Raw genomic sequence first — 10,780 nt, 5'->3', positions numbered from 1 at the left:
GTCTTGAAGGCCATGATCATGGAGATCAGGCAGACGACGATGAAGCAGAAGATCATGATGAGGGCGGGCGTGAAGCTGCCCGTCGCATCGTAGATGAAGCCGTACGCCGGGATGAGGATCATGGAGCCGATGCCGGTGGCCATCATGACGATGCCGTAGATGGAGCCGAATTCCTTCTGGCCGAACAGCGTGCCTAGCACCAGCGGGCCGATGACGCCCAGCGTGGCGGACAGGCAGCCGTAGAAGAACAGCGAGCCGAAGAACATGTACAGGTTCGTGCGGAAGAAGATGAGGCCCAAGAGGGCGATGAAACCGCACGCGCACGCCACCATCGTGGCCTTGAGGGGGCCCAGCTTGTCGGAGATCGTGCCGAACACGACGGCGGCGATAGCCGTGCCGATCATGTACGCCGTCATAGCGAATCCGCTGGTCACGGTATCGAAACCAGCTTCGATAGCCAGGGTGGGAACGATGGAGGCGAACGCCAGCGTTCCGGTGAGCAGCACCATGAAGATGAAGAAGAACCAGAACGTGGGGGTCTTCAGCGCTTGCTTGGACGTGAGGCCCGGCAGGTTCTTCGCGGCCTCGGCGGCGGCTTTCGGATCGGCGTTCTTGGCGGCTTCGATGTCGGCCTCGGTGGCGCCGAGGGGCAGCTGCCCCTTCTGCTCGGGCGTGCGGAACCAGATGAGCACGGCCGGGATCACGATAACCAGCGCGAGCACGCCCAGCACGATATAGCCCATGCGCCAGCCGTTCGATGCGATGATGGAGGCGACGACCGGCGAGAGAACGGCGGAGCAGATGGCCACGAAGCTCATCATGATGCCCATGGCCAGGCCGTTCTTATCCTTGAACCAGCGGTTGATCATCATGGGACCCACCAGCTGCGTGGCGAACACCGAGCCGAACGCCATGATGCCGGCCAGCGCGTAGAAGCCCCACACTGCGTCGACCAGCGACAGCGCGGCGAAGCAGCCCGCCTGGATGGCGACGGCGACTACGGTGATGATGCGGATGTCGAACTTGTCGAGCAGGCGACCCGCGAACGGGCTCCAGAACATAGTGATCAATGCCGAGATGGACGACATCATTGCCACTTCGCCCACGCCGATGTGCATGTCGGCGCTGATAGGCTGGAAGAACAAGCCCATGCCGCTGTTGATGCCGCCACGGCACAGACCCATCATCAGCAGAACGCCGATGAGGACGAACCATGCGAAGTGGATCCCCTTCTTTTTGGCTGTAGTGGTAGCCATGTTTACCTCCTGTGTGCGTTCGGTCGCAGGGACCGTCCGCGATTCAGTTACGATTCTTGCGGATCGATATCCACCGCAGACCGTGCTTCGCCCTGGCCGCTATGAGGCGGTCCTGGTGAAAACGATGTTCAGTGGAGTGACGCTGAGCCGTGCCCTCGACTTTCGCGTCGCCTTCCGGGAGGCGGGATGCGGAACCTAACTACCGATAGGAGATCGGAGGAAAATATGCGACCGCTTGCCGAACTCTTGCTGAGATCGGCTGGTGTTCGTATACTTTTGGCAACGATCTGGTGAGAAGGATCGGTTGTTAGGGGCATCCGGAGATCCTCCGGGAAGGTAGGACGTCAACGTCCTGCCTTCACCCCCTTTCTCTCCTTACTTCGGGCACAACGATACAAGGCAAGCGCGACCCGACGAAGGGCGCACTTCCCCCGAGGGGCACCAACTTAGGAAAGGAAGATGAAGAGCTTGGTTGCCGAGGCGTCTCCGTAGTTTGCGGAGGAATACGCAACGCGGCGAGTATTCAAGAACGAGGCGAACAGCGCGGAAGTCTTCGGCAACGTGAAGCTGGAGAAGAAGCGCTTGAACTGGCGGGGGCAGACTTTGCGGTTCCAAGCCCATTTGCTCATGAGCATACCCATCTTCGCTTGGCGTAAGCGTGGGTTCCGCTTGATGTAGGATTTGACGTTCAGCTCAAACATCAACACCATGTCCTAACATTCCCCGTGAATTCGTCAAATTATGACGACTTCCAGTAGTTTAGACGGTAAAACATTTAATGTCAACCACGTTTAGCATGGTGAATCGACATCGGTGCTCGTTTGCTTCCTCTCGTTGTCGTAGCAGCTGTTTGACCGGGGATTTCATTAGATATCCGATAAAATATTTTCTGCTTCATTCGATAAGCAATCTGCTTGATTGGTAGCCGCCGCGGTACAATACCGCATCATGGAAGCGGCGAAGGAGAGGTTTGGAAAAGAAAGCCACCTTATTCGAGTACGTGTATCGTCAGCTTGTCAGCGACATCGAGCAGGGAGCGCTGCGCTATGGCGACGCGTTGCCGTCGCTGCACGACTTGTGCGATCGATTTCGGGTGGGCATCAGAACCATCCGCGACGTGCAGCGTGCTTTGAAGGCCGACGGGTACATTGTCGTGGAGGAGCGAAAGCGCGCTGTCGTGGCGTACCGTCCGGCCGATGACGCGGATGACGGTCGCATCCGTGCGCTGCTGGCGCGTCGCGAGGTGGTTGCCGATTGCTACAGAACCCTCGAACTGGTCATGCCCCCGTTGTTCCACTTAGCCGCTCGATGCTGCTCTGACGAGGATCTTTTCGCTTTGGCTCAGGATGCGAAGCGCGTTGATCGCTCTGGCGTATCGGAAGGGTGGCGCATATCGCACGCATCGATTGTTTTGCACGGCCTGGTGGCAAAGGCAGGCAACCCGTTGTTCACGTCGTGCTTCGCAAGCTTGGAGCGCATCGGTCTGGTGCCGGTGGTTCCGGGTTTCGAAAGCCCTTTTGCCTCGCGTGCGGTCGACGTCGACGGGGGTTTGATGACGTGGATGTTCTCCTCTCTGCTTTTGCGCGATGCTGATGAGGTGCAGTATCGGTTCGGTTGCATGTATCGCGGCGTCGCGCAGCGCGTCGGGGCGTATTTCGACGCGCTCGAGAACGCATATGCCCCCGCCGTGGACATCGGATCGTTCGGGTACGCGTGGAATGCGAAGGCCGGGTTGGAATTCGTGCACGGACAAATAGCTCGCAATCTTGTGGAACGCATCGTTCGGGGGGAATTCGTTGACGGCCAGCTGCTTCCTTCCATCGCCGAGCTGTCGGCGCAGTATGGAGTCTCCGCTTCCACGGTGCAGAAAGCGTACGGCGCGCTCAACGTCATAGGCGTCGCGCGCACCGTCAACGGGTTGGGCACGCGCGTGCAGTTGGGCAATGCGACGTTCAGCGAGCGCTGGCTGGAAGATCACTCGTTCAAGAGAGATGTGGGCACGTACGTCCATGCGGCGCAGATGATGTGCGCCGTGCTGCCTGCTGCATTGAGCCGCGTGCAAGGTCATGCGGAGGAGGTGGCCTCTTCTGCGGAACGCGCCCTCGCGGTCGAGGAGGGGGATTGGGCGGTGTCGAAGGCTCTCATAACGGGTTTGATCGAATGCACGGAGCCTTGCGCATTGCAGACGATTCTGCGGGAGCTGAACGATTTGCTGCGCTGGGGAGCCTTCCTTACGCTGTTCGCGGCTTCGCGAGAAAGCGCGTCCGCTCTCTCGTCTCTCGAAAGCATCGCTCTCGGGCAGGCGCGCAGAGCCGACGACGAGGGGTTCTCCCAATCGATGACCGCGTATTACCGCCTTATGCTCCAGTCCGTGCTCGCGTTTCTCGAGAGGGCGGGTATGATTGACGTCGACCGCACGATCGTGCCCTAGGACCGCGGCGGGCTCCGACGGTTTACCTCCTTCCCAATAGGGTGCTATACTCTGACACCGCATGCAATAAGGCTATGTTTGATCAGGTATAACAATTTCTGCACTCAGGCAGGTCGGTTTGATCGAGGGGATGTCGATGGCTCAGAGATTGGCTGACGCATGAAGCGAGCGCCGAATGCGCGCTGGACGCGCATCTTCGGGTTGGCGGGTTTGCTGACCCTGCTTCGCCGCGTGCGGCGCCGGGCTGATGCGAAGGAGCTGGCCATCGAGAGCCGCGAGCAGCTGTTCAGCATGCTGGTGCGCAATGCCGACGATATCTACGTTATGTTCTCTCCCGATGCGTACGAGGTCGAATACGTCAGTCCCAATGTGGAGAAGCTTTTGGGCGTGTCGGTCGAAGCGGTGAAGAACAACATACGAGCGCTGTCGGATTCGGCGGCCGATCCATCGTCCGACCCTCGAATCGATGACATTGCGTCGTTGGAAGAGGGCGAGTGCCTTCAAGTGTTTCGCGAGCGCATTCAAGCGCGCACAGGAGAGCGTCGCTGGTACCAGGAAACGTTGTACCGGGAATCCATCAAAGGGGTGGATAAGTACGTGCTGGTGCTGTCCGATCGCACGAACGAGCAAAAAGGAAGTTTGATGCTCGAGCAGGCGCTCGATATCGCACGATCGTCGAACGAGGCGAAGAGCCAGTTCCTTGCGAACATGTCGCACGACATACGCACGCCCATCAACGCCATCGTGGGCATGACGAAGATCGCACGGGAAAGCGGCGAGGCCAGCGAGAAGATAGCCGGTTGCCTCGATGCCATCACCGCGTCGTCTCGTCATTTGCTGGAGCTTATAAACGACGTTCTGGACATGTCGCGCATCGAAAGCGGGCAGATGGAGCTTCAGGAGCGTCGGTTCGACATCGATGACGTCGTGGGCGGGGTAGAGGCCATCATCCGTCCTCAGGCTCAGGCGAAGAGTCAAGAGCTGCGCATCGATCGCTCGAAGATGAAGCATAAGGCGTTCTCGGGAGACGAGCTGCGCATAAGCCAGATCCTTTTGAACCTTGCGTCCAATGCGGTGAAGTACACGCAGGAGGGCGGCTCCATAGCCCTCGTCGTGCAGGAGCTGGCGAAAACGCGGCCCAGCTATGCGAGCGTTGCTTTCACGATAACCGACAACGGCATGGGCATGTCGCCGGAATTCGTCGAGCGTATTTTCGATCCGTTCGAGCGCAGCGAAGAGGTGTCTATCGCGCGGATACAGGGAACCGGGTTGGGGATGTCCATAACGAAGGCGCTGATCGACGCCATGGGCGGCATTGTCGAGGTCGACAGCGAAAAAGGACGAGGCAGCTCGTTTCGCGTGACATTGGAACTTCGCGTCGTCTCGTCGGCGGATGCTTGTCCGCCGCTTGAAGTCGTGCCGGAGAGCACCTCCTATCGATTCGAGGGCAAGAGGTTTCTCCTGGCCGAGGACAACGAGCTGAACGCTGAGATATTGATAGAGCTTCTCGGCTGCCGCGGCGCGAAAGTGGAGTGGGCCGAGAACGGCGAAAAGGCGATCGATGCATTCTCGAAGCACCCGGCAGGATATTACGATGCGGTGTTCATGGACGTGATGATGCCGGTGATGAACGGCTACGAGGCAGCGCGCGCTCTGCGCGCTTGCAGCAGCGCCCGCTCGGAAGAAGTGAAGATCGTCGCGCTGACGGCCAACGCATTTGCCGAAGATGTGAAGTCCGCGCTCGATGCGGGCATGGATGCCCATGTGGCGAAACCGGTCGACATAGACGGGCTTGCATGCGTGCTCGGAAAGGTTTGCGGCTGAACGAGGCGACGGGGCAGCGTGCGAACCCCGATGTTTCACGTGAAACATCGGGCGGTTTGCTCGTGATGCCGTATGCGCAGAACCGTTGCGCTGCCAGCTCTTCGAGGGTAACGCCTGCATGATGCACGAGCAAGACGGCAGCGGCAAGAGGGCGGCGCGCCGGCCCGCTAGGCTCGGGCGGCTTCCTCTTCCATGGTCACGCGGTCAGCTGCGGAGCCTTCGTCCTTTCCCAGGTTGCGGATCACGCTTGCCACCATGAACGCCGCCACCACGATCATGACGCCGTCGGACAGGGCCGATGCGGCCCATACGCCGTGGATGCCGAGCCCTGCGACGTTCGGCAGGATCAGCACGAGTGGGACGAACAGAGCCACGGGTCGCGCGAACGTGAGGATCGCCGCCTTGCCGCCTTGTCCGAGCGCTTGCAAGAGCGTGATGCCCATGACCATGGGGCCTGCAACCAGGTAGGTGGAGAAGAACACCCTGAAATCGTCGGCGCCCATCGCGGCGACGGCCGGGTCGGAGACGAGCAGCGACAGCGTGGCTTCCGGCGCCAGCATCGCGGGTACCCAGAACAGCAGCGCCAGCGCCATCGAGCCCAGGCAGAAGACGATCGTCAGCTTGCGCACGCGACCGTAGAGTCCGGCGCCGTAGTTCGTTCCGGCCGCGGGCTGCAGGCCGTTGCTCATGCCCCACAAAGGGATGAAGGCGAACGCCTGGATGCGCAGCGCAGCTCCCAGCAGCACCTGCCATTCCGCGCCGCCCCATGCGGCGGCCGCGCGGTAGGCGATGGCTTGCTGTACCAGCACGAGCACCTGCATGAGCATGGCGGACGCGCCCACCTTCAGCACTTCGGGGAGTATCGCGGGCGAAACGGCCACGCGGACGATACGCGCCGTCTTCTCGCGCTTGACGAACCACCACAGCATGACGCCCGCTTGGATCATCTGCGTGATCACCGTGGCGCAGCCCGCCCCCTGGATGCCGAGCCCTTGGTCGCGCAGGGCCAGGATGAACAGAGGGGCCAGCACCATGTTGAGGACGGCGCCTCCTCCCATGATGGCCATGGCCCGCGCCAGCTCGCCTTTGCCGCGCATGACCATGTTCGAGCTTTGCGCGAAGTTCACGAACAGGCTGCCGACGAGCATGATGCGCAGGTAGGATTCGGCCAGGTCGAGGACCTGCCCCTGTGCGCCGGTGAGGGCCAGCAGCGGGCGCGCGAACACCGTGCCGACGATCGTGACGGTGAGCGACAGCACCAGGTTCATGACCACGAGGTTGCCCATCACCTGGTCGATGGTGCGCTGGTCTTTCGCGCCGATGGCGCGCGACAGCACCGAGGCCGACCCCATGCCGATCATCGAAGCGCCGCCGGAATTGATGAACGTGAACGGGTAGGCCACGGCCACGGCTCCCATGGCCTCCATCCCGATAAGCTGTCCTGCGTACACGGCGTCCATGAACGTGTACAGCCCGATGACCGCCATGCCGACGATGGCAGGCAGGCTGAGCGACATCATGAGCTTGCCGGGCGTTTGCGTGAGCATGAGCGCGCGTTTGTCTTGCTGTAGAACCTGTCGAGCCATGAGTTTCCTCGCTTTCCTTGTCGGGCATAAGCCGCCCGAACGTCGGGAGCGGGTCTGCTCGCTATATGTTAACCATGTCTAACTTACTTGTTGTTTCCGACTCATGCAAGTGCGGAATAAGAATGTATGTAGATTATGTGGTGAAATCCCCAAAATCATTTCTTGAAGTTAGCTATGGCTAACATCTGCACATCGGCCGGCTTGCCCCGCCGCCGCCCCTGTTTCCGAGAGAGAAAAGAGTGCCGCTTATGGAATCTGTCGACAGTGCCGCCGCTCGGCGCACGTATCTGCGTCTGATCGAGCCGGTGAAAGGGAGGATCATAGGCAACGTCGCCATCGCGGCCTTGTCGTCGGCGTGCGAGTTCGTCCCCTATCTCGCAATCGCGCGCGTTGCCCAGCTGTCCATCACGGAAGGCGTTCCCCCGTCCGACGTGCTGGCGATGTGGGTTCTGGTCGCCGTCGCGGGCGCGGCGGCGGGAAGGATGCTGTTCAGCATGGCCACCGGCCGCTGTCATTACGCCGACGCCGATTTTCGCGTTCACGTGCGCACCGTGCTGATAGAGCACTTGGGGAAGATTCCGCTGGGATGGTTCAACGACAACAGCTCGGCGCAGGTGAAGCAAGCTGCCACCGATGACGTTCTCAACCTGCATCAATCGGTCGGGCATGCGCCGGTCGACGTGACCGCCGCGCTGCTCTCGCCCTTGATCCCCTTGGTGTACCTGTTCACGGTGGACGTTCGCTTCGCCCTTCTTCTGGTGGCGTACTTCGTCGTGGTGATAGGCGTTGCGTGGCCGTTCATGATGAGGGATTTCGGTCCTCTCAACAAGAGGTTCAACGAAGCGATGGTGGAGGTTTCCTCCGCTGCGGTGGAGATGGTGGAGGGCATCGCCGTCATCAAGACCTTCGGTTCCCGAAGCCGTGCGGGCGCACGGTACCGGGCGGCTACCGAGGAGCTGGCGAAAGCGTGCTATGTGTGGACGAAGCGCAATGGCAACGCGTTCAGCTGGGTGTCGGCCTTGTTCTCGCCGGGAGCAATGCTGGTGGTTCTGCTGGCTGCAACGCTGGCCTTCGTCGCGAACGGCGTTTTGCCTTTGGAGCGGTGCGTCCCTTTTCTGGTGTTGGGCGTGGGAATTCCCGCGGGGCTGGTCAACCTGTTTCGAAGCATTCGAATGCTGCAGATGTCGCTGCAGGCCGCCGACCATCTGGCCTCCGTTCTCAACGTGGCTCCGTTGGCCGAACCCGAGCGGCCTCGCCCGGCGGCCGAAGGACCCGTGTGCATGGAGTTCGAGGGCGTGGCGTTCGCGTACGGCGAGAACCTGCCTTTCGTGCTGCAAGACGTCGACGTCGCGTTGGAGCCGGGAACGGTGACGGCCCTCGTGGGAGATTCGGGCAGCGGCAAGACGACGCTCGCCCGCTTGATCCCTCGCTTCTGGGATCCCGTTTCAGGGTCGGTGCGCATGAACGGAACGGAGCTTCCCCAGATGGCCTCCGGCGAGGTGCTTTCGCGTGTTGCCGTGGTGTTCCAGGACAGCATGCTTTTGCGAGCGAGCATCGCGGACAACATCCGTTTGGGCCGTCCCGGTGCCACCGACGAGCAGGTGCAGGCCGCCGCGCGCCAGGCCCAGATTCACGATCGCGTAATGGAGTTGCCGCAAGGCTACGACACGGTGCTGGGAAGCGAAGGCTCGGATCTGTCGGGCGGCGAGGCGCAACGCGTGGCCATCGCGCGCGCCATCGTCCAAGATGCGCCTATTCTCGTGCTCGACGAGGCGACCGCCCATGCGGATCCTGAGAACGAGACGGCCATCCAAAAAGCGCTGAACGCGTTGGCGAAAGGCAGGACGACCGTCGTGATCGCGCATCGGCTGGACACCATCGTGCATGCGGACCAGATATTAGTGCTGGTCGGGGGCAAGGTGGTGGAGCGCGGCGTCCATGAGGAACTGCTGGCGGCCGACGGCCATTATGCGGCACTGTGGCGATCTCAGCAGGTGGATGCGCTGGAAAAGGCGCTACTTGTGGAAGGAGCCGCGATGCGCGGCGCGGCCGCGGGGCCGCAAGAAGCGGATGGCGAAGCGGAGCCGAACGGTGCCGATTCGCGCGAAAGCGAGGAACGATGATAACGACCCAAATCGACGATCTGGTAGGGCGGCCGACCGGCGTGAAGACGCAGGCTTTCCTGTACGTGCTGTGCGGCCTGGCGGAGGCGGCCGTGTACGTGGCGCTGCTTCCGCTGCTGCGCTCGCTGATAGCGGGCGACTACGTTGCGGCGGGGTATCTGGTGGCGCTGGCTGCGGCGCTGGCGCTGTTGCATTCCGTGATCGGCTTTTTCGCGGACAATCGCGGCTACTATATCGGCATCGAGCAGATCTGCCATGCGCTGCAGGACGCCTTGGGCGACCATATCGTGCGCCTGCCGCTGGGGTGGTTCACGAAAGAGCGCTCGGGGCAGGTTGCGGCTCTGCTCACCAAGGAGCTGCAGATGGCCATGGACGTGCCTAGCACGTTTTTGCGCCAGATGGTGATCGCCGTCACCACGCCGGCTGCGGTGGTGGTGTTGTTCCTGTTCGTGGATTGGCGCATCGGCCTGGTGTTCGTGATTGCGGCTCCGCTGCTGCTGTGGGCTTCGCGCGCCATGGCGAAGGCCGCAGGCGAAGGCCATAGGCAGGAGGAGCTCTCGAACGCTGAAGTGGCGGCCCGGGTGTTGGAGTTCGCGCACGCTCAGCCCGTTTTGCGCGCGACGAAGCGTTCGGTGGAGGGCTGGGACGCTTTGCAGCAGGCCATCGAGCGGGACCGTGCGGCGACGGTTGCCACCTTGCGCATGGCATCGGCACCCGTGGCGCGCTACACGATGCTGATCCAGGTCGTGTTCGCCGTCGTGTTCGCAACGGCCACGGCTCTTTTGGCCTGGGGCCAGATCGACGTGGCATCGTACGTGTTCGTAGCGGTGCTCTCCTTGAGGCTGGTCGATCCTTTGACGCTCATCGGGTCGCAGGGGATGGCGCTGCGCGTGGCGAAGAACGCGCTGGACGCGTCCGAGGGGATATTGAAGACGCCCCCTCTGCCCGAAACCCGCAACCCCCGCGTTCCTTGCGGATCCAGCGTGGTGTTCGATCGCGTGGGCTTTGCCTACGAGGAATCCCGTCCGGTGCTGCAAGGCGTGAGCTTGACGTGCCCCGAGCGCAGCCTGACCGCTTTAGTGGGCCCTTCCGGCTCGGGAAAGACGACGCTGACGCGGTTGGTCGCGCGTTTCTGGGACGTTTCCGAGGGCAGCGTTTCGATCGGCGGGGTGGACGTGCGCGACATGCGTCCCGACGAGCTCATGCAGCAGATATCCCTCGTGTTCCAGGACGTGTACCTGTTCGACGGAACCATCGAGGAGAACGTGCTGGCGGGGCGCCCCGACGCAACGCCCGAGGAGGTGCGCCGCGCCGCGCACGTCGCGCGCCTTGACGAGGTGGCCGCCCGTCTGGAGCAGGGATGGGACACGCCCGTGGGCGAGGGAGGCTGCCGCCTTTCGGGCGGAGAGCGCCAGCGCGTCGCTATCGCGCGCGCTTTGCTGAAGGACTCGCCCATCGTGCTGTTCGACGAGGCCACGGCCGCGCTCGATGCGGAAAACGAAGCGGCCATCGTGGAGGCTATGCACGAGTTGGCGCGCGATCGCACGGTCATCGCCATAG

7 protein-coding genes are annotated in these 10,780 nt (G+C 61.9%); 4 read left to right on the top strand and 3 right to left on the bottom strand.

The annotated features are described in order from the left end of the window. Nucleotides 1–1,256, bottom strand: a 1,256-nt coding sequence (locus tag ACMO6A_RS07320; protein ID WP_418471010.1) for an MFS transporter, incomplete at its 3' end; no start/stop codon positions are given. Between the two features lie 446 nt (nt 1,257–1,702). After that, the gene (locus ACMO6A_RS07315) at nt 1,703–1,957 is read right to left on the bottom strand and encodes a hypothetical protein (RefSeq protein WP_015761538.1); all 255 of its coding nucleotides are present in this window, start codon (nt 1,955–1,957) and stop codon (nt 1,703–1,705) included. A 269-nt stretch (nt 1,958–2,226) separates the two neighbouring features. Here ACMO6A_RS07315 and ACMO6A_RS07310 point away from each other — a divergent pair, with 269 nt between their 5' ends. Both ACMO6A_RS07310 and ACMO6A_RS07305 read left to right on the top strand, forming a co-directional pair. Then, the gene (locus ACMO6A_RS07310) at nt 2,227–3,687 is read left to right on the top strand and encodes a GntR family transcriptional regulator (RefSeq protein WP_015761537.1); all 1,461 of its coding nucleotides are present in this window, start codon (nt 2,227–2,229) and stop codon (nt 3,685–3,687) included. Nucleotides 3,688–3,846: 159 nt separating this feature from the next. After that, nucleotides 3,847–5,511, top strand: a complete 1,665-nt coding sequence (locus ACMO6A_RS07305; protein WP_015761536.1) for an ATP-binding protein — start codon at nt 3,847–3,849, stop codon at nt 5,509–5,511. Between the two features lie 167 nt (nt 5,512–5,678). Here the strand turns inward: ACMO6A_RS07305 and ACMO6A_RS07300 are convergent, their stop codons facing one another. Continuing rightward, on the bottom strand, nt 5,679–7,097 hold the full coding sequence (locus ACMO6A_RS07300; protein WP_015761535.1) for an MATE family efflux transporter: 1,419 nt from the start codon (nt 7,095–7,097) through the stop codon (nt 5,679–5,681). Nucleotides 7,098–7,345: 248 nt separating this feature from the next. On the opposite strand from ACMO6A_RS07300, the gene ACMO6A_RS07295 reads away from it, so the two are divergent. Further along, the gene (locus ACMO6A_RS07295; protein ID WP_015761534.1) at nt 7,346–9,220 is read left to right on the top strand and encodes an ABC transporter ATP-binding protein; all 1,875 of its coding nucleotides are present in this window, start codon (nt 7,346–7,348) and stop codon (nt 9,218–9,220) included. Next, on the top strand, nt 9,217–10,780 hold a 1,564-nt coding region (locus tag ACMO6A_RS07290), incomplete at its 3' end, for an ABC transporter ATP-binding protein (protein ID WP_418471009.1). The genes ACMO6A_RS07295 and ACMO6A_RS07290, both read left to right, overlap by 4 nt.

This window comes from Eggerthella sp., assembly GCF_048329335.1.
GTDB lineage: Bacteria > Actinomycetota > Coriobacteriia > Coriobacteriales > Eggerthellaceae > Eggerthella > Eggerthella lenta.
This window is presented reverse-complemented; position numbering and strand designations above follow the sequence as displayed.